The sequence below is a fragment of the Methylobacterium sp. Leaf469 genome (assembly GCF_001424745.1).
Lineage (GTDB): Bacteria > Pseudomonadota > Alphaproteobacteria > Rhizobiales > Beijerinckiaceae > Methylobacterium.
Genome location: NZ_LMRE01000012.1, coordinates 372,275 through 389,080, shown reverse-complemented (window position 1 = coordinate 389,080; position 16,806 = coordinate 372,275). Strand labels below are relative to the sequence as shown.

The window sequence follows — 16,806 nt, the reverse complement described above, 5'->3', positions numbered from 1 at the left end:
AGCGCCGGCCGGCCGACGCGGACCCGCTCTGCGCCCGCAACGGTTTCCGAACCCCTTCCCGGCGGGGAAAGGCTCACGCCGGGTGGGGTTCGGCGAGGACGCTATCCGCGCGCCGCCTGAGGGCGCCCGGCGGGGGTGCGTCCTGGGCGGCGGCCCCGTGCTGCGTGGTGTCCGGTGTTGTGGCGTCTCGGGATATGGCGTCTCGGGATAGGGCGTCCTGGGACGAGGCATCCGGCGGGGACGAGCCGGCGCAGATCCGGTTGCGGCCCTGGGTCTTGGCCTCGTACAGGGCGGCGTCGGCCGTCTTTGTGGCGCGCTCGAAGCTGTCGTCGCCGAGATTCAGGGTGGCGGTGCCGATGCTCACCGTGACCGGGAGGGGGCCGCTGCGGAGGGGGAACGGCTGATCGGCGATGCTCGCCCGCAGGCGCTCGGCGATGGCGGCGAGTTCCTGTGGGGTGACCCCGGGCAGCACGGCCAGGAATTCCTCGCCGCCCCAGCGGGTCACGATGTCGGTCGCCCGCAAGGTGCTTCGCACCCGCTTCGCGAAGGCGGTGAGGACGAGGTCGCCGCTCTCGTGGCCGTAACGATCGTTGATGGCCTTGAAGTGGTCGATGTCGGCGATGAGGAGGCCGGCCGGCGACCGCCCGTCGAGGGACGCGACGCGGCGCTGCAGGGCCTGCTGCAGGCCGCGACGATTGTAGAGGCCCGTGAGCGGGTCGGTCTCGGCGAGGCGGAGGAGATTGCGGTTGGCCCGCTCCGCCGCCATGGCGACGAAGCCGAAATAGACGAAGACCCCGGTGATCTGATCGAGGATGAGGGAGCCGCGGGCGCTCTCCGCCGAGGCCATCGGCATGTCGGTGCCGAGCAGCATCGCGATGGAGAGCAGGAAGGCCAGGGTGTAGCAGGCGAAGGCCAGAGTCTCGATGTACTGCGACCACAGCCGGGCCATTCCGGCCGTCCGGCGCACGGTTTCGTGGAGCGACAGGAGCGCCACGACGAGGCAGGAGGCGAAGACGCCGGTCAGCGCCAGCCGGCCGGAGAGGCCGGCGGCGAGGATGGTCGGATAGACCAGGCCCGGCAGGGCGCAGAGGAGGACGCCGAGGCCGATGTTCACCGGCCGGCCGAAGAAGCTGCGAAACCCCGTCCAGGCGAGGACGAGGCTTCCGCCGTAGAGCCAGTACACCACCATCGTGACGGGAACCGACGGCAGGGTCTCGGGTGGAACGCCCATCATGACGAACGACCCGGCCATCGACGCGCCCATGGCCCCCATCCACTGCCACAGATAGGTCTGCCCACGTTGGCTGAGCGCCATGACGAGGAAGACGATCACGTAGGCGCATCGACTTGCGGCGCTGGCGAAATGCAGTGTGGCAAGGTCGAGCAACATGACGCACGGTTCTCTTGAGCGACCTGCTCCGACGGATACCTGGTGAACCCGGCGCCCGTCGCCTTGCCCCCAAGAAAGATCTCGAACTCGATCGGCCGCTACGCTGGAGAAAGCGAAAACTGGATTTCTCTCTGTTCGACTGAGTTTGCACGCGAAACTCTAATGAATTCCTAGTCGGACGACTCAGAGATCAACTCTGAATCTAGTCATGCAAGTCAGGGTTTCGAAAGTTTCCCGTCATAGGACTTTTGCTGGGCGCGCATCGCGAGACTGCGCCCCCGGAACGGCCGGGTCCCGCCCGTTCCGGTGACCGCCGGACTCCCCCTGCGGAATGGACCCCCGAAAGCACGCCCATGTCGACGTTCGAGACCTCGTCCATCGCTCCCCTCGTCGGAGGCGGTCTCGTCGAGCGCGGTCTCTCGCGGGCCCGCGTCCTGTCCCTCGCGGCCGCCCTGTGCCTCGCAGGCACGGCGGCGCACGGCGCCGAGCCGGCGGTGGAGCCCCTCCCGGCGGCGGTCGGCCTGCGGGCGGGGGACTGGCTCGTGCACGGCCGGATCATCGGCATGGTGCCGACCGAGCGGACTTCGCGCATCGAGGCCATCGGCGGCCGGATCGACACGCCCGCCGCCCTCCTGCCCGATGTCGACCTGTCCTATTTCCTGACCGATCACATCGCCGTCTCGGGGCAGGCCGGGGCGATCCGGACCAGGCCGATGATTCGGGATTCGCTCGTCGGCGACATCGCGATCGGATCGATCTGGAATGCGGCCGTCTCCGGCGTGGTGCGGTACCATTTCCTGCCGGGCGCGCGCTTCAATCCGTATCTCGGCGTCGGCGTCAGCGCGACGACGCCCGTCGCCGTCCGTCCGGCGGCGGGGATCCCGGCTTTCACGGTGCCGTCGCAGACGAGCCCGCTGCTCCAGGCCGGATTCGACCATCACCTCACCGGCAACTGGTTCGCGAACGTCATGGTCAAGTACGTCTTCGTGCCGCCCGTCGCGTACGAGATCGCCGGGGTCAAGGTGAAGACCGACCTGAACATGCTCGTCCTCGGTGCCGGGCTCGGCTACCGTTTCTGACGGGTGCCACGGCGCCGTCCTGGGGGAGGGCGGTGCAAAAGATCTTGTTCGCGGATGCGAACCCGGGTCATCTCTCTCCGACACGAGAGGACCAGCATGCCCGCCAGCGCGAACGCCCCCGGACTCGACGCCTACTGGATGCCGTTCACGGCCAACCGGCAGTTCAAGGCTGCGCCCCGCATGCTCGCGGCGGCGCAAGGCATGCACTACACGGCGACGGACGGACGCAGCGTCCTCGACGGGACGGCGGGCCTGTGGTGCGTCAACGCCGGTCACGGACGGCGCGAGATCGCCTCGGCCGTGGAGCGCCAGCTCACCACCCTCGACTTCGCGCCCTCGTTCCAGATGGGCCATCCCATCGCGTTCGACTTCGCGGAACGCCTCGCCGCCATCGCGCCGGGCGGGCCCGATGCGGGTCTCGACCGGGTGTTCTTCACGGGCTCGGGGTCGGAATCCGTCGACACCGCCCTGAAGATCGCCCTCGCCTACCAGCGCGCCATCGGCCAGGGCACCCGCACCCGGCTCATTGGACGCGAGCGCGGCTACCACGGCGTCGGCTTCGGCGGCATCTCGGTGGGCGGCCTCGTCAACAACCGCCGCGTCTTCCCCCTGCTGCCGGCCGTCGACCATCTGCGCCACACCCACGACCTCGACCGCAACGCCTTCACCCGGGGCCAGCCCGCGCACGGGGCGGAGCTCGCCGACGACCTCGAGCGCCTCGTGGCGCTGCACGGGGCCGAGACCATCGCGGCCTGCATCGTCGAGCCCCTGGCCGGCTCCACCGGCGTGCTGGTCCCGCCGCAGGGCTACCTCGAACGTCTGCGCGCGATCTGCACCCGCCACGGCATCCTGCTGATCTTCGACGAGGTCATCACCGGCTTCGGCCGCCTCGGCACGCCCTTCGCCACGGACTATTTCGGCGTGGTGCCGGACCTCGTCACCACCGCCAAGGGCCTCACGAACGGGGCGCTGCCCATGGGGGCGGTGTTCGCGGCGCGCGCCGTCCACGACGCCCTGATGCACGGGCCGGAGGGCGCCATCGAGCTCTTCCACGGCTACACCTATTCGGGCCATCCGGCGGCGTGCGCGGCCGGAATCGCCACCCTCGACATCTACGCCCGCGAGGGTCTCCTCACCCGCGCCGCCAGCTTGAGCGAGACCTGGGCGGAGGCGGTGCACGGCTTGGCCAACGCGCGCCACGTCATCGACGTCCGCACCCTCGGCCTCGTCGCCGGCATCGAACTCGCGCCCCGCGACGGCGCGCCAGGGGCCAGGGCCTACGACGTCTTCGTCGATTGCTTCGCGCGCGGCCTGCTGGTGCGGGTCACCGGCGACATCGTCGCCCTGTCGCCGCCCCTCATCGTCGAGCCAGGGCAGATCGACACCATGGTGTCGATCCTCGGCGACGCCATCGCGCGGGTGGCGTGAGGGTCCAGCCGGTCTCCGAGGGCCCCCGGGCCTCCCCCGTCTGGGGGCCCCCGAAAGCGGTAGGCCGCGCGTTTACCCTTCGGTAACCCCGTGGCGGGTGAATGGTGGCCGGGACCTGCCGCCTCGGGCAGTCTTCCCGACTGCCGGAGGCGCCGATGTTCCCCTTGATGTTCGTAGCCATCGCGGCGGGGCTCGGCACGGCCGCCGCCGTGGCGCCCACCAGCATAGCGCTCGCCGTGGTGTCCGCCCCCTTCGGCGGCAGCTTCGCCGCCCTCGCGGCCGCCCTCTATCTCGCCCGCCGCAACGCTGCCGCGGCGGCGCGCGCGGCCGCGCCGCCGGATCTCCACGACCGCACCGACGCCATGGTGGCGGCCCTGCGCAGCCTGGAGGTGCACGACCGCGCCCGGGAGGCCGCCGGCCGGTCCGCTTCGGGAACGCCCCGCGTCGGCAGGCCCGCCGCCGGCCGCAACGTCGCCTGAGCCCGCGGGCGCGATTCGCCGGGCCCGCCGACGCACCTCGGCCCGGCCGCCCCGTCTCCGCCCAAAGGCGGCTTTCGCTTTTCGCACCCGCGGCCTAACCTCGCGGGAGACGGACCGGCCCGTCTACGGGGAGCGATCGATGCGCGTGATGATCCTGGTCAAGGCGACGGCCGACAGCGAGGCGGGCACCATGCCGTCCCTGGAGCTGCTCGAAGCCATGGGCCGGTTCAACGTGGAGCTCATGCAGGCCGGCATCCTGCTCTCGGGCGAGGGCCTGCACCCGTCCGCGCGCGGGCGGCGGGTGGTTTTCGACGGGCCCGACCGTACGGTCACCGAGGGGCCGTTCGCCGACACCGAGAGTCTCGTCGCCGGGTTCTGGATCTGGAACGTCGCCAGCCTCGACGAGGCCGTGGCCTGGGTCCGGCGCTGCCCCAATCCGATGCCCGGCCCGAGCACCATCGAGATCCGGCCGCTGTTCGAGGAGGCGGATTTCGCCGCCGCCGCAACGGCGTGATGGTTTAGACCCCGTGACGGTTCGGGGCGTGGGCCGGGCGGGTCAGATCAGGTCGGCGAAGGCGTGGCGGGACCACGCCGCCGAGGGGGCCGGCCGCGTCGGCATCCGCACGGGGATGCCGCGCGCCGGGTTCGCGCGGCGCGGTCCGGCGGCCGTCTTGGTCCGGCGCTTGGGTTTGGCCGGGCCACCCACGGCGTCGAACTCGAACAGCAGCCGCTCGCCGTGTTCGTCCCAGATCCATCCGTCTCGGGCCAGACCGATGGAGCGGCCGGAATAGGCGAACACCTCGTCCGCATCGATGAACGCCGCCGGCGTGCCGTTCCAGAGATAGATCGACTGACCGTCGCGACAGAACGCGGTCTCGCGACCCTCACGGTCGAACAACTCGATCATTCGGCAATCCTCATCCTGGCTCCGTCATGCGCCTCCGGGCGCCGGGACTGGATGACCGTGCGTGTCAGCCTGACGGCTCGGGCGGCCTTTGACAACCGGCGCCCCGGCCGGTCCCCGTCAGGGCAGGGCCTCGAACGCCTGCATCAGCAGGGCCGCATGGAGGCCGACGGCGAGGAACGGGCCGAAGGGCAACCGGGTCGCCCCGTCGATGGACCGGCCGCGCAGGGCCGCGACGGCCAGGACGGCGAGGGCCAGGACGCTCGCCGCGAGGATCATCGCGGGCAGGCCGGCAAGGCCGGTCCAGGCAGCGCCCGCGGCGATGAACTTCACGTCGCCGAGGCCGAGGCCGACGCGGCCGCGGAGACGCGCATGCGCGGCGCGCACGGCCCACAGGACGGCGAAGGCGAGGCCCGCCGTCGCGAGGCCCTGCGCCAGGGCCGAGACGACCGCCGAGGAAACCGCCCAGGAAACCGCCGACGAGTTGCCATCCAGCGCCCGCCCCGCCGTCACGGCGAGGCCGAGGCCCAGCAGGGCGAGGTTGAGACGGTTCGGGATGATGCGCCGGCGCCCGTCGATCACCGCCACCGCCACGGTGATCGGCAGCGGCAGCAGGGCCACGATCAGCGGCGTGTCGAAGGGGACCACGCGGCGTCAGGCCGCCGTGGCCGGGGACCGGCCGACGGTGACGAACTGGCCGGGGGGAATGCGCGGTGCCGCCGCCCGCTCGGGAATTCGACGCTTGGGAGCGCCGCCTTGTGAAAGGGACGGGCCTTGCGAAAGAGACGGGCCTTGCGAAAGGGACGGGCCTTGCGAAAGAGACGGGCCTTGCGAGACGGATGGGGCTTGCGAGAAGCGCGAGGCTTGCGGAGGAACGGCGTCCTGCACCGTGGCGAGGGGATCGGCCTCGGGTTCGAGGATCTCCAGGAAGGCGGCGCGGCGGCCCGGCCGGCACAGCTTCTTCCACAGGAGGCCCGCGCCGAGGGAGGCGGCGACGGCGGCGGCGAGCCAGAGCGCGATGAGGAGGCCGAAGGCGACCCCGCCGTTCAGTTCCCGCATGAGGCCGAGGACGAAGGCGGTGTACCACGACACCCCCGAGACCGCCCCCGAGACCAGGAACACGGCGGTGCGGCCCCGGGAGACGCCGTGCAGCATCGGCCGGCGCACGTCGCGCAGGACGCCCGGCAGCACGAGGGCGTGGATCATCAGGCCGTTGACGGTCAGCACGCTCACCACCACCACCTTGGCCCAGAGCTTGGGGTTCTCGAGCTTCTCCGGCGCCTCCAGGGCGTAGAGGGCGAGGAAGCCGAGCCCCGACAGCCACAGCAGGCCGATCCCGACCGCCACCACCTTGCTGATGAAGTGGAAGGTGCGCTCGATCTCGGCCGGCATTCCACCCCAGCGCATCCAGCGCAGGATCCAGAAATCCAGCATGGTCGCGCCGCCGAGGCCGAAGCAGAGCCCCATGAGGTGCAGGCCGACGAGGAGGGTGAGGAGCCGCACGTGCGGAAGCGGCTCGGGCAGGGGAATCCTGAGCGGTAGCGGGATGACGAGGGCGTCCGCCAGGGCCGGCCCGCAGACCGTGAGGCAGACCGCTCCGGTGCAGGCCCCCACGAGGGCACGGATCGCCACGGGGCGCCCCTGATCCGTCCGCATCCGCACTGGAAGTCCTCCCGGCCCGCCGGAGACGACTCGTCCGCCGCCCATCTCTCATCGGGGACGATAACGGGAAAACTTAAGCAATCGGTATCCGTGTCGATCAGCAGAGTCTTCATGAAGTTCCGGCAGATTGAGCCTATAGCTTCAAGGGTGCTGGGACGATGGAAGTACAGATGCAATCGATCCGCGACGACGGGGAGCCCAACCCCGGGGAAGCCGGCTTCTCCCTCGTCGAGCTCCTGGTCGTCCTGGCGATCATCGGAATGATCGCCACGATGGTGACCCCACAGGTGTTGGGCTACCTCGGCCGCGCCAAGGGTGAAACCGCGCGGATCCAGATCAAGAACATCGGCCAGGCCCTGGAACTCTACTTCCTCGACCTCGGCACCTATCCGACGACGAACGAAGGCCTGTCCGCCCTCGTGGCGCCACCCGCCGGCAGCGTCGCCTGGCGCGGGCCCTACGTGCGGGACGCCAAGGGCCTGACCGACCCGTGGGGCCAGCCCTACCTCTACCGCTCCCCCGGCCTCGGCAACGCCCCCTTCGAGGTCACGGCGCGCAGCCTCGCCGGCCTGTCGGGCGAAGCCAACGCCGTCGCGGCCCGCTGAGCGGGGCTTCGCGGTGCGCCGGGCGGGGCGCCGCGGCCCATTGGGCGGCGCGTCGCGGCCCGCTGGGCGGGGCCCCCCTACCGGCGGGGCTTCTGCATCTTCACCACGGTGTTCTTCGGCTTGCCGAACGGCTTCAGGGGCGCCTTGGCCTCCAAGGCGGCCCGGGCCAGGGCCTGGGGCTGGGGCGCACCGGCGGCGATGCGCCGGAGCGCGTCGGCCATCTCCTCGAGGGTCTGGGCCGCCTCGCCCTCCAGGGTCTCCTCGGGCCGGATGCCGTTGAGCTCGGGGGCGATCTCCTCGGCCGCCTCGCGCAGCTCCTCGATGAGTTCGGCGGCGGAATAGCGCGGGGGTGGGGACGTGGCCATGGCGCGACCATGCCAGCCCCGCGCCGGCCCGACAACCGCGATGCGGCGCTAGAGGGGGGACGTCGGCGCCGTGAACTCTCGACGATCTCGACTGTTGCGTGACCACCCGCCACCGAACGAACGGCCTTCCATGACCCGCATCGCCCTCACCGCCGCCCTCGCGGCGTTTCTCGCGGCCGGCCCCGCCTTGGCCCAGTCCGTCGCGCCCACGGGGGGCGCCGGCAACACCGGCGTGATGACCCCGGCCCTGGAGCCCGACGAGGGGCTGCAAGCCAAGGACCGCCCCCTGCGCCCCGCCCCGAACGTCGTCGGCAATCCGAGCCCGGCCTCGGTTCCGGGCAGCACCCCCGGCGTCAACGTCGGCGGCACCCCGACGAGCGGCCCGCCCGGCACCGGCGGCGCGTCCGGCGGCCCCTCCCTCGGCAACCGCTAGGACCTCGCCTCGGATCGCGCATCCGGGACGGCGGTTCAGGGGCCCGCCGATGCCTCGCCTTCGACCGAGGCCCGGCATCCCCCGTTCGGGGCCTCGGCGCCTCAGCCGAGGGCGTCGGCGACGGCCTTGCCGCAGGCCTCCGTGGTCGCCCGGCCGCCGAGGTCGCGCGTCCTGAGCGCCGGTTCGACGAGGACCCGCTCGATGGCCGAGACGATCTCGGCCGCGGCCGCCGTCTCGCCGAGGTGCTCGAGCATCATCGCGCCCGACCAGATCTGCCCGATGGGGTTGGCGACGCCCTGGCCGAAGATGTCGGGCGCCGAACCATGCACCGGCTCGAACAGGGACGGCTGGCTCCGGTCGGGGTTGATGTTACCCGACGGCGCGATGCCGATGGTGCCGGTGCAGGCGGGCCCGAGGTCCGACAGGATGTCGCCGAACAGGTTCGAGGCCACCACCACGTCGAAGCGGTCCGGGTTCAGCACGAAATGCGCCGCCAGGATGTCGATGTGGTACTGGTCCCAGCGCACGTCCGGATAGTGTCCGGCCATGGCCCGGACGCGCTCGTCCCAGTACGGCATGGTGATGGAGATGCCGTTCGACTTCGTCGCCGAGGTGAGATGCTTCTTCGGCCGCGTCTGGGCGAGATCGAAGGCGTAGCGCAGGATGCGGTCGACCCCGTGGCGGGTCATGATCGTTTCCTGGATGGCGAATTCCCGGTCGGTGTCGGCGAACATGCGCCCGCCTGCATTGGAATACTCGCCCTCGGTGTTCTCGCGCACGACGTAGAAGTCGATGTCGCCGGGCTTGCGGCCGACGAGGGGGCACGGCACCCCCGGCATCAGGCGGGCCGGGCGCAGGCTGACATACTGGTCGAAGGTCCGCCGGAACTGGATCAGCGAGCCCCAGAGCGAGATGTGGTCGGGCACCCGCGCGGGCATTCCGACGGCGCCGAAGAAGATCGCCCGGTGACCGGAGATCCGGTCCTTCCAATCCTCGGGCATCATCCGCCCGTGCTTATCGTAGTAATCGCACGAGGCGAAATCGAACCAGTCGAGGTCGAGGGTGAAGCCGTGGCGCCGGGCCGCCGCCTCGAGGACGCGCACGCCCTCGGGAACGACCTCGTTGCCGATGCCGTCCCCGGGCACGACGGCGATGCGATAGCGGCGGTTGGTCATGGGTGCGGGTCTCCCTGGCAGGCGGGCCGCACGATAGGACGGTGGGGCGGTGCCTTGCCAGGGCGCGGCGGCCCGGTCAGTTCGGGTCCGAACGCTGCAGGAACTCGATGCGGACCGCGTCCGGCCCTTCGATGAAAACGACCCGCAGGCCCGGGCGCACGTCGGTGATGCCGGACACGATGGTGACGCCCCGGCGGCGGAGCTCGGCGTAGGTCGCGTCGATGTCGAGGACGCCGAGGCCGATGTGCTCGATGCCGAGATGCGGCGCCGGCGCGGCGGGGGGCAGTCCCTCCGGCGCCTGTTCGATGAACAGGGTCAGGCCGCCGAGGTCGAGGATCACCCGGCTCACCGGGCTACCCTCGCGCCCGACTTCGCGGGCTCCGAGCTTGTCGACGTAGAATGCGCCGGCCGCGAGGGCATCGCGGCTGCGCAGGTGGAGGTGGTCGCAGTGGAGGCGGGTCGTCAGGGCCGTCATTCTCATCTCCGGGGATCGGGCGTCACCGCGATGGGCGGGGGCCGCGGGCGTCAAATCCAGGCGCTAAGTCAGAGCCTGGGGATGGGGCGGCACCGCTCCTAAACGCAACCGGCGCGACGCCCCAAAGACCAACGGCAAGACCGAGCGCGTCGTCCAGACGTTCCTGCGCGAAACCGGCCTATGCCCATGCCCACGACACGTCCGATTAACGCGGAGACGAACGCTCGGCCTTCTACTTCAGGTACAACTGGCCGCGGCCTCACGGGGGCATCGACCGCCAAGCCCCCATCGGCCGACTCGGATTATCCGAGGGCGACCTGCCGATGCTCCATACCAAGCCGCGCCGCGCGCGGCCGAAGCCCAATCGGGAGGCGTAGCCTCAGGCCGCTCAGGCCGCCTTCGGCCGTTCGCCTGCGGGCGCGTCCTTGAAGGCGACTCCGATGAACTCGTTGTCGATAGTCAGGCGACGCCCGACCCGGCCGCCTGGTGTACGGATTTTGTGATCGTGAATGTGGACGCCGAAGATGTGATCGATCCACTTGGCGTTCTTGCAGAGGCGGCGTGCGCGCAGCATCGTCCAGGGCGCGATTTTGCGCAGCTCGTTCTCCGTGTTGAATTCGTTGACCGCGAGGGCCTCCCCCACCCAGGGGTTGACCGTGATGTCGCCGACGTCGTCGAGGTAGATCGGCAAAAGGGGGAGGTATTTATCGGGTGAGCCGCGGAAGATTTCCAGGGCTTGCTTGGCAGAAGAATAGTAATCCACGTCGATGGACGCGAACCCGATCGGCGCATCCGCCGTCACGGTCTGGAGGAAGCGGGGCAGGGTCTCGGCGATGTCGCCGATGATCAGCTCGCAATTGACCGGGAGGTTGTTCCGCAGGCGCTCGACGTCCATGGGGAAGTCGCCGGCCTGATAGATCTCCGGCAGGTCGCGGTAGTCGATAGGCGGCGGCATTCCGGTGCCGGTGTCGAAGCCGACGACGCGGAACGTGATGCCGGTGGCCTTCGTCACGTTCTCGGCGATCCGGCAGATGTTGAGAAGCCCCGCCCCGGATGCCACGCCGAATTCGAGGATGGTCAGGCGTGTATAGCCCCATTCGCGCGCGAGGTCGGCGGCGCGCAGGATCGGGAAGGCGTATTGCGGCCGGATCACCAGATCGAAGTCGACCTTCCGACGAAAGCTTCCAAACAACGCCACGAACGCCGCAGCGATGTTTACGTGAAGGGGTTCGGTGAGCCGTTCCGCAAGGACGCGCTCGAACTTTCCGGGACTGAAGATACGCCGGACCAACGGATTCAACATGTGAAACCCTACGCCAAAAGATCTTTTCCAGCATCGGACATAAGTGACCTCTCCATGTTCCCGCAAGATTAACGCTGTGCGAAAGCTTGATTATCAACAAAAACAAAGCTGCTTGACTGTTTACCAATGTTTTCATGGTAAAGAGCGTCGAAGAGGCCGTGGAATTGAGATTCCGCGGCTGTATCTGTCGCGCGGGGGCTCCTGTCCGACGTACCGAGGACACGCCGCCGGGACAGGCGCCCGCCACGGCGGAGCGTGTCCTACGCCTGCGCCCGGCCCACCGCCATCAGGGCGAAGGCGTAGATCAGGCCGACCTCCTCCAGGCGGTCGAAGCGGCCGGCCGCACCGCCGTGGCCCGCCTCCATGTTGATGCGCAGGAGCACCGGGCCGCCGCCCGTCATGGTGGCCCGCAGGCGCGCGACCCATTTGGCCGGCTCCCAATAGGTCACGCGCGGGTCGGTGAGGCCGCCGAGCGCCAGGATCGCCGGATAGGCTTTCGCCGCCACGTTGTCGTAGGGCGAGTAGGAGAGGATGGTCTCGAAGGCGGCGAGGCTGTCGGCCGGGTTGCCCCATTCGGGCCATTCCGGCGGGGTCAGGGGCAGGTCGCCGTCCAGCATGGTGTTGAGCACGTCGACGAAGGGCACGTCGGCGACGATCCCGGCGAACAGCTCCGGCGCCAGGTTGGCCACCGCCCCCATGAGCATGCCGCCGGCCGATCCGCCATGGGCGACGATGTTGCCGGAGCGGGTGTAGCCCGCCTCGATCAGGGCCCGTCCGCACGCGACGAAGTCCGAGAAGGTGTTGGGCTTCTTGTCGCGCTTGCCGTCGAGGTACCAGTTCCAGCCCTTCTCGGTGCCGCCGCGCACGTGCGCGATGGCGTAGACGAAGCCGCGATTGACGAGGGACAGCAGGTTGGTGCGGAACGCCGCCGGCATCAGGGTGCCGTAGGAGCCGTAGCCGTAGAGCAGCAGGGGCGCCGATCCGTCGAGGACGAGGTCGCGCCGGTGCAGGAGCGAGACAGGCACGGTCTCGCCGTCCGGCGCCGTGGCGAACAGCCGGCGGGTGACGTAGTCCTCGGGCTTGTGGCCGCTCGGGATCGTCTGGCGCTTGCGCAGCTGCCGCGAGCGGGTGACGCAATCGTAGTCGTAGGTCTCGGCCGGCGTGGTCATCGACGAGTAGGTGAAGCGGATCACCGCCGTCTCGAACTCGTGACCGGGCTGCAGCCCGAGGGAATAGGCCTCCTCGGCGAAGGCCACCACGTGCTCGGAGCCCGCCATGTCGCGCACGACGATGCGGGGCCGGGCGTTCTCGATCTCCAACCGCACGATGTGCTCGGCGATGATGTGCTGGTGGCGGATCATCACGCCGGTCCGGTGCGGCACCACGTCGGTCCAGTTCTCGCGGCCGGGCGCCTCGATCCGGGCGGTGGCGATCTTGAAGTCCACCGCCCCGTCGGCGTTGGTGAGAATGAAGAGGTGAGGGCCCCAGTTCTCGACGGAATAGATGAGCAGGGGCGTGCGCGGCTGCACCAGCACGGGCGCCGCATCGGGGGCGCCCCGGTCGAGGAGGCGGACCTCCGAGGTCTCGTGGTCGCTCGCCGTGATGGCGAGGTGGTCGCCCGACTGGGTCTCCTCGATGTGGACGAAGAAGCCCGAATCCGGCTCCTCGTAGAGCAGCACGTCCTCGGCCTGCGGGGTGCCGAGGCGGTGGCGCAGGACCCGGGCCGGGCGGTGGTTGCTGTCGAGGGCGACGTAATGGAACGCGCTGCCGTCCTTGGTCCACACCACTTCGCCCGTGGTCGCCTCGATGCGGTCGGGGCCGTCGAGGCCGGTGTCGAGGTCGCGCACCCGGATGGTGTGCAACTCCGAGCCGTTGGTGTCGGCGCTCCAGGCCAGCCGCGCGTGGTCGTCGGAATGGACAGCCGCCGCGATCTCGAAGAAGGCCAGACCCGCCCCCTCCCGGTCGCCGTCGAGGAGAATGACCTCGCCCTCCTCGGGGCCGCCCTCGGCGGCGGTCTCGGCGCCTTGCCCCGGGATCACCACCACGGTGCGGGGCCGCCGGCACACCAGGGGATGCTGGCCGCCGTCGCGGTGCCGGGTGTAGTAGGCGAACGGCCCGTCGGGCTCGGGCACGCCGCTGTCGTCCTCGCGGATGCGCCCGCGCATCTCGGCCACCAGGGTCTTTCGCAGGGCGGCGACGGGTTCCAGGGCGGCGTCCGCGTAGGCGTTCTCGGCTTTCAGGTAGGCGCCGATCTCGTCCGGCAGGGCAGCCGGGTCCTTGAGGACGGCGCGCCAGTTCTCCGCCTTGAGCCAGGCGTAATCGTCGGTAATCGTGCGGCCGTGGACCGTGAAGGCATGGGGCCGCGCTTCGGCCACCGGTGCCGCTGACGGAACTGTGATGGGAATACGGTCGGTTACCATGGCCAAAATCCTCGGATCGGGCTGGCGCGGCGCGGGGCGGGCATGCTTCGCATGATCGAACCGGCGTGCCCGCCACTCGTCACAGCCATGTGCAGCGCCGGGAGGGGGCCGGCAAGGGGCCTCCGACCGGGACGGAGCCCTGGACCGGGGACGATCGGAGCGGACGCGGGCTGGCGGGGACAAGACGATTCATCGTTACGGCAAGCCGTTTCGTCGCCGCGATGAGCCCTCGCGGCTCCCGAGAATGAGCTGAAAAGTACATGATTGTACAGCTCAGGACATTGCGCGCCGTGTGCAGATGTGTCCGTGCAATTGTGTTCGATGAATTATTATTCAGTGCAACGGCGCGACGCAAGATGGTTTCGACTGCCTTGTCCTGCGCTGGAGGAATGATTAATTGCTTCCCGTCCCATGGCAGGGTGCGTCGCTATAGATTACACTCCTTCGGGAGAGCGGACGTTGATGCTGCAAACCATCATCAACCCATCGAGGCATTGGGCGCCAGACCGATCGGGCTTTTTCGTCCCGGGGGGATCTGTGCATTTAAGGAAACGCTAAGACTATGACTGAATTTGAAAATTCGGCGGATTACGTGGAACTGACGGTCGACATCGTTTCGGCCTACGTGAGCAACAACCCGGTTCCCCCGGCGGAGCTAGCCCAGCTCATCGGCCGGGTCCACGCCTCGCTGATCCAGATCGGCAGCGGCCAGGAGGAGCCGAAGGCTCCGTCCGCTCCGCAGCAGCCGGCGGTCTCCGTCAAGAAATCCGTGACGGCGGACCACATCATCTGCCTGGAAGACGGACGCGTGTTCAAGTCGCTCAAGCGTCACTTGCGCGCGAAGTACGACATGAGCCCCGAGCAGTATCGTGCGAAGTGGGGCCTGCCGCCGGACTATCCGATGGTCGCCCCGAACTACGCCAAGGCCCGGTCCGACCTCGCCAAGGCCATCGGCCTCGGCCAGACCCGCAACGGAAACTACGACGAAGCCGCCTGAGGGCGGTCCGGCATCGCACGAAGGTCTGCCGTCGAGGCGGCGACTTCGAGGCGATGCCTCGCACCGGGCGGAGCCACAGCATCCGCCCGGAGAATCATGTCCGGGCAATGGGAAATCGGGCTTGATTTAGGACTTATATCCTTTACCATGGGTTGCAGGGCGATGAGCTGGCCCGCGTTATTCGTGGAACAAATCATGAACAAAATTCGATCCGTTGCGTCGACTCCCCGCACTACGGTCCGTCCGGCCGGCTTGGCGCCGGTTCTCGGGCGCGACGCCAGGCGCCTCCTCGCGGCCCTGGCCGAAGAGGGCGCCTACGCGCTGCCCGAACCAATGGCGGACGGCGCCGGCACGGAGGGCGGGTTCATCGTGCGGGTGGGCGGAGCCGGCGTGTCCCTCGGGGCCGGGCGCTTTCCCGCCGCAGCCGGGGCGGCGCTCCTGTCCGCCGACCTCGCGGAACGGGCGGCCGGCCGCAACGCGCGCCTCACCCTCAGCCCGGCCGGGCTCGCCCGCCTGCGGCGCGAGCGGGCGGGCACCCATCCGCCCTACCTCGCCCAGCACCTCGACCTCGTCGGCGAGGGTGGCGCCCGGCAAGGCGCCCGCGAAGGGCGTCCCTTACGCGACGCCGCCGAGAGCCCGCTGGCATGGATGGCCCGGCGCCGGGACCGGGACGGCGTGCCGCTCATCGACGCCGCCTGCTACGAGGCCGGCGAACGCCTGCGCCGCGACCTGACCCGGGCGGTGATGATGCCGCGCATGGGGGCGGATTGGAGCGGGCCGAAGGTCGACGGCTCGGGGCCGCGCGATCCGTCGAGCGCCTCCGACGCCATGCTGGCGGCGCGCCAGCGCGTACGCACGGCCCTGGCCGCCGTGGGCAGCGACCTCTCGGGCCTGCTCATCGACCTCTGCGGCTTCCTGAAAGGGCTGGAGCGCATCGAGGCCGAGCGGCGCTGGCCGGCGCGCTCGGCCAAGGTGGTGGCCCGCATCGCGCTGGCGCGTCTCGCCGAACATTATGGCTTCGAGCGCGAGGCCGTGGGGCCGGACCGGGGCCGGATGCGCCTGTGGCGGGACGCTGCGGCGCTCTGATTTTCCGCATCCGTCCGAACGGGCCCGGCCGATGCGACGCTTACGCCGCCAGGAGCCGGGCCGCGTCGTGATGGATGCGCTCGGCCATGGCGCGCACGCCGTTGGACCGCTTCGAGGTGAGGTGGGCGCCGAGCCCGATCTCCTTGAACACCCCGAACACGTCGACGGCGCCGATCTCCTGCGCCGTCTTGCCGTCGTGAAGGGCCATCACCAGGGCGATCAGCCCCTTGGTCACCGTGGAATCGCTGGTGCCGCGCAGGCTCAGCCGCGGTGGCTCCTGTGCCTCGTCCATGCGGGACGCCACCCAGACCTGGCTCTCGCAGCCGTGGACCCGGTTGTGCTCGGTGAGGAGATCCTCCGGAAACGGCGGCAGGGCGCGGCCGAGTTCGATGAGGTACTCGATCTGGTCCGGTCCCTCGTCCAGGATTCCGAAATTCTCGATGATGGTCTCGATGGGCGGCAGCATGGATGGGGGCGGTCTCGCGATCGGGCGGGGCTTCCTCCGATATAGGCCTCCCGCCGGCGGATGCGACCCCGAAGCGCCGCCCGCGTCGGGGATGCGCAGGGCTCGGGAGCCCCGTCAGGCCGTCCGGTCGAGGGGGCGCTCGGTGGTCGCGCGGGCGGCGGCCGCCTGCTCGGCGTAGGCGCGGGCCTTGAGGATCACCGGATCGGGCAGCTGGATCACCACGTCGCCCGATGCCGGATCGACCTCCTGATAGACCACCGTGCGGGTGTCCCGGTCGATGCGGACGCGGGCCTCGTTCGGCGTCACCGCCGCGTCCGGCTCCGGCCGGGGCGCGTCACGCTCCGGATTGCGGATGTCGACGCGCACGGCGGGCGCGAGGGGCTCCGGCGGGGCGACGGGGGCGACGGGGGCCGGACCCGCGCCCGGTCCCCGGAACGCCGGGGTCGCGGTGATGGTCGAGATCTGCATCGTTCGCCCCGCGCCTCCTTGGATGACAGGATACCAGTCCGAGAGACCAGTGAACGCGTGGGGCCTGAATC

The 16,806-nt window shown here is 70.1% G+C and carries 19 protein-coding genes; 8 read left to right on the top strand and 11 right to left on the bottom strand.

Features of this window, described 5'->3' with window-relative positions; translation table 11 throughout:
- Positions 1-73: 73 nt before the first annotated feature.
- Positions 74-1,390, bottom strand: coding sequence for a GGDEF domain-containing protein (locus tag ASG60_RS09630; protein WP_056385215.1), 1,317 nt, complete (start codon positions 1,388-1,390; stop codon positions 74-76).
- 353 nt (positions 1,391-1,743) lie between these two features.
- On the opposite strand from ASG60_RS09630, the gene ASG60_RS09625 reads away from it, so the two are divergent.
- From ASG60_RS09625 to ASG60_RS09610, 4 genes are all read left to right on the top strand, one after another.
- Positions 1,744-2,469: an OmpW family outer membrane protein gene (locus ASG60_RS09625; protein ID WP_056170492.1), complete on the top strand. Its 726-nt coding sequence runs from the start codon at positions 1,744-1,746 to the stop codon at positions 2,467-2,469.
- A 96-nt stretch (positions 2,470-2,565) separates the two neighbouring features.
- The gene (locus ASG60_RS09620) at positions 2,566-3,897 is read left to right on the top strand and encodes an aspartate aminotransferase family protein (RefSeq protein WP_056260817.1); all 1,332 of its coding nucleotides are present in this window, start codon (positions 2,566-2,568) and stop codon (positions 3,895-3,897) included.
- A gap of 155 nt (positions 3,898-4,052) precedes the next feature.
- Positions 4,053-4,376, top strand: coding sequence for a hypothetical protein (locus tag ASG60_RS09615; protein ID WP_156398846.1), 324 nt, complete (start codon positions 4,053-4,055; stop codon positions 4,374-4,376).
- A 139-nt stretch (positions 4,377-4,515) separates the two neighbouring features.
- Entirely contained in the window at positions 4,516-4,890 is a 375-nt protein-coding gene (locus tag ASG60_RS09610) for a YciI family protein (protein WP_056170483.1), read from the top strand.
- A gap of 42 nt (positions 4,891-4,932) precedes the next feature.
- Here ASG60_RS09610 and ASG60_RS09605 read toward each other — a convergent pair whose 3' ends face one another.
- The 3 genes from ASG60_RS09605 to ASG60_RS23430 form a co-directional block, all read right to left on the bottom strand.
- Positions 4,933-5,283, bottom strand: a complete 351-nt coding sequence (locus tag ASG60_RS09605) for a 4-fold beta flower protein (protein ID WP_056170479.1) — start codon at positions 5,281-5,283, stop codon at positions 4,933-4,935.
- A gap of 117 nt (positions 5,284-5,400) precedes the next feature.
- A complete protein-coding gene (locus ASG60_RS09600) occupies positions 5,401-5,928 on the bottom strand; it encodes a prepilin peptidase (RefSeq protein WP_056359655.1) in 528 nt (175 codons plus the stop codon).
- A gap of 6 nt (positions 5,929-5,934) precedes the next feature.
- On the bottom strand, positions 5,935-6,936 hold the full coding sequence (locus ASG60_RS23430; protein WP_244476623.1) for a hypothetical protein: 1,002 nt from the start codon (positions 6,934-6,936) through the stop codon (positions 5,935-5,937).
- A 176-nt stretch (positions 6,937-7,112) separates the two neighbouring features.
- Here ASG60_RS23430 and gspG point away from each other — a divergent pair, with 176 nt between their 5' ends.
- Positions 7,113-7,547 (top strand): type II secretion system major pseudopilin GspG, encoded by a 435-nt coding sequence (gspG, locus tag ASG60_RS09590; protein WP_156368931.1) that lies wholly within the window; start codon positions 7,113-7,115, stop codon positions 7,545-7,547.
- Positions 7,548-7,624: 77 nt separating this feature from the next.
- On the opposite strand, the gene ASG60_RS09585 is transcribed toward gspG, so the two are convergent.
- The gene (locus ASG60_RS09585; protein ID WP_056260809.1) at positions 7,625-7,912 is read right to left on the bottom strand and encodes a hypothetical protein; all 288 of its coding nucleotides are present in this window, start codon (positions 7,910-7,912) and stop codon (positions 7,625-7,627) included.
- 130 nt (positions 7,913-8,042) lie between these two features.
- Here ASG60_RS09585 and ASG60_RS09580 point away from each other — a divergent pair, with 130 nt between their 5' ends.
- Positions 8,043-8,345 carry a hypothetical protein gene (locus ASG60_RS09580; RefSeq protein ID WP_056385214.1) on the top strand — a complete coding sequence of 101 codons (303 nt, stop codon included), beginning with the start codon at positions 8,043-8,045 and terminating at the stop codon, positions 8,343-8,345.
- A gap of 101 nt (positions 8,346-8,446) precedes the next feature.
- Here the strand turns inward: ASG60_RS09580 and ASG60_RS09575 are convergent, their stop codons facing one another.
- The 4 genes from ASG60_RS09575 to ASG60_RS09560 form a co-directional block, all read right to left on the bottom strand.
- Entirely contained in the window at positions 8,447-9,520 is a 1,074-nt protein-coding gene (locus ASG60_RS09575; protein WP_056385211.1) for a tartrate dehydrogenase, read from the bottom strand.
- A gap of 76 nt (positions 9,521-9,596) precedes the next feature.
- On the bottom strand, positions 9,597-9,995 hold the full coding sequence (locus ASG60_RS09570) for a VOC family protein (protein ID WP_056385209.1): 399 nt from the start codon (positions 9,993-9,995) through the stop codon (positions 9,597-9,599).
- Positions 9,996-10,383: 388 nt separating this feature from the next.
- Positions 10,384-11,364 carry a hypothetical protein gene (locus ASG60_RS09565; protein WP_210168489.1) on the bottom strand — a complete coding sequence of 327 codons (981 nt, stop codon included), beginning with the start codon at positions 11,362-11,364 and terminating at the stop codon, positions 10,384-10,386.
- A gap of 194 nt (positions 11,365-11,558) precedes the next feature.
- Entirely contained in the window at positions 11,559-13,718 is a 2,160-nt protein-coding gene (locus tag ASG60_RS09560) for a S9 family peptidase (protein WP_056385204.1), read from the bottom strand.
- 562 nt (positions 13,719-14,280) lie between these two features.
- On the opposite strand from ASG60_RS09560, the gene ASG60_RS09555 reads away from it, so the two are divergent.
- Together ASG60_RS09555 and ASG60_RS09550 are read left to right on the top strand one after the other, a co-directional pair.
- A complete protein-coding gene (locus ASG60_RS09555) occupies positions 14,281-14,715 on the top strand; it encodes a MucR family transcriptional regulator (protein ID WP_056170448.1) in 435 nt (144 codons plus the stop codon).
- A 195-nt stretch (positions 14,716-14,910) separates the two neighbouring features.
- Positions 14,911-15,801: a DUF6456 domain-containing protein gene (locus ASG60_RS09550; RefSeq protein WP_244476622.1), complete on the top strand. Its 891-nt coding sequence runs from the start codon at positions 14,911-14,913 to the stop codon at positions 15,799-15,801.
- Between the two features lie 40 nt (positions 15,802-15,841).
- Here ASG60_RS09550 and ASG60_RS09545 read toward each other — a convergent pair whose 3' ends face one another.
- Both ASG60_RS09545 and ASG60_RS09540 read right to left on the bottom strand, forming a co-directional pair.
- On the bottom strand, positions 15,842-16,267 hold the full coding sequence (locus ASG60_RS09545; protein WP_056260797.1) for a SufE family protein: 426 nt from the start codon (positions 16,265-16,267) through the stop codon (positions 15,842-15,844).
- A 114-nt stretch (positions 16,268-16,381) separates the two neighbouring features.
- Entirely contained in the window at positions 16,382-16,735 is a 354-nt protein-coding gene (locus tag ASG60_RS09540) for a hypothetical protein (RefSeq protein ID WP_056385200.1), read from the bottom strand.
- Positions 16,736-16,806: the final 71 nt, after the last annotated feature.

Excerpts from the sequence above, each read along its gene's own strand:
- ASG60_RS09630 (WP_056385215.1), bottom strand. The coding sequence starts at position 1,390 with ATGTTGCTCGACCTTGCCACACTGCATTTCGCCAGCGCCGCAAGTCGA.
- ASG60_RS09625 (WP_056170492.1), top strand. The coding sequence starts at position 1,744 with ATGTCGACGTTCGAGACCTCGTCCATCGCTCCCCTCGTCGGAGGCGGT.
- ASG60_RS09620 (WP_056260817.1), top strand. The coding sequence starts at position 2,566 with ATGCCCGCCAGCGCGAACGCCCCCGGACTCGACGCCTACTGGATGCCG.
- ASG60_RS09615 (WP_156398846.1), top strand. The coding sequence starts at position 4,053 with ATGTTCCCCTTGATGTTCGTAGCCATCGCGGCGGGGCTCGGCACGGCC.
- ASG60_RS09610 (WP_056170483.1), top strand. The coding sequence starts at position 4,516 with ATGCGCGTGATGATCCTGGTCAAGGCGACGGCCGACAGCGAGGCGGGC.
- ASG60_RS09605 (WP_056170479.1), bottom strand. The coding sequence starts at position 5,283 with ATGATCGAGTTGTTCGACCGTGAGGGTCGCGAGACCGCGTTCTGTCGC.
- ASG60_RS23430 (WP_244476623.1), bottom strand. The coding sequence starts at position 6,936 with ATGCGGACGGATCAGGGGCGCCCCGTGGCGATCCGTGCCCTCGTGGGG.
- gspG (WP_156368931.1), top strand. The coding sequence starts at position 7,113 with ATGCAATCGATCCGCGACGACGGGGAGCCCAACCCCGGGGAAGCCGGC.
- ASG60_RS09585 (WP_056260809.1), bottom strand. The coding sequence starts at position 7,912 with ATGGCCACGTCCCCACCCCCGCGCTATTCCGCCGCCGAACTCATCGAG.
- ASG60_RS09580 (WP_056385214.1), top strand. The coding sequence starts at position 8,043 with ATGACCCGCATCGCCCTCACCGCCGCCCTCGCGGCGTTTCTCGCGGCC.
- ASG60_RS09575 (WP_056385211.1), bottom strand. The coding sequence starts at position 9,520 with ATGACCAACCGCCGCTATCGCATCGCCGTCGTGCCCGGGGACGGCATC.
- ASG60_RS09570 (WP_056385209.1), bottom strand. The coding sequence starts at position 9,995 with ATGACGGCCCTGACGACCCGCCTCCACTGCGACCACCTCCACCTGCGC.
- ASG60_RS09560 (WP_056385204.1), bottom strand. The coding sequence starts at position 13,718 with ATGGTAACCGACCGTATTCCCATCACAGTTCCGTCAGCGGCACCGGTG.
- ASG60_RS09555 (WP_056170448.1), top strand. The coding sequence starts at position 14,281 with ATGACTGAATTTGAAAATTCGGCGGATTACGTGGAACTGACGGTCGAC.
- ASG60_RS09550 (WP_244476622.1), top strand. The coding sequence starts at position 14,911 with ATGAACAAAATTCGATCCGTTGCGTCGACTCCCCGCACTACGGTCCGT.
- ASG60_RS09545 (WP_056260797.1), bottom strand. The coding sequence starts at position 16,267 with ATGCTGCCGCCCATCGAGACCATCATCGAGAATTTCGGAATCCTGGAC.
- ASG60_RS09540 (WP_056385200.1), bottom strand. The coding sequence starts at position 16,735 with ATGCAGATCTCGACCATCACCGCGACCCCGGCGTTCCGGGGACCGGGC.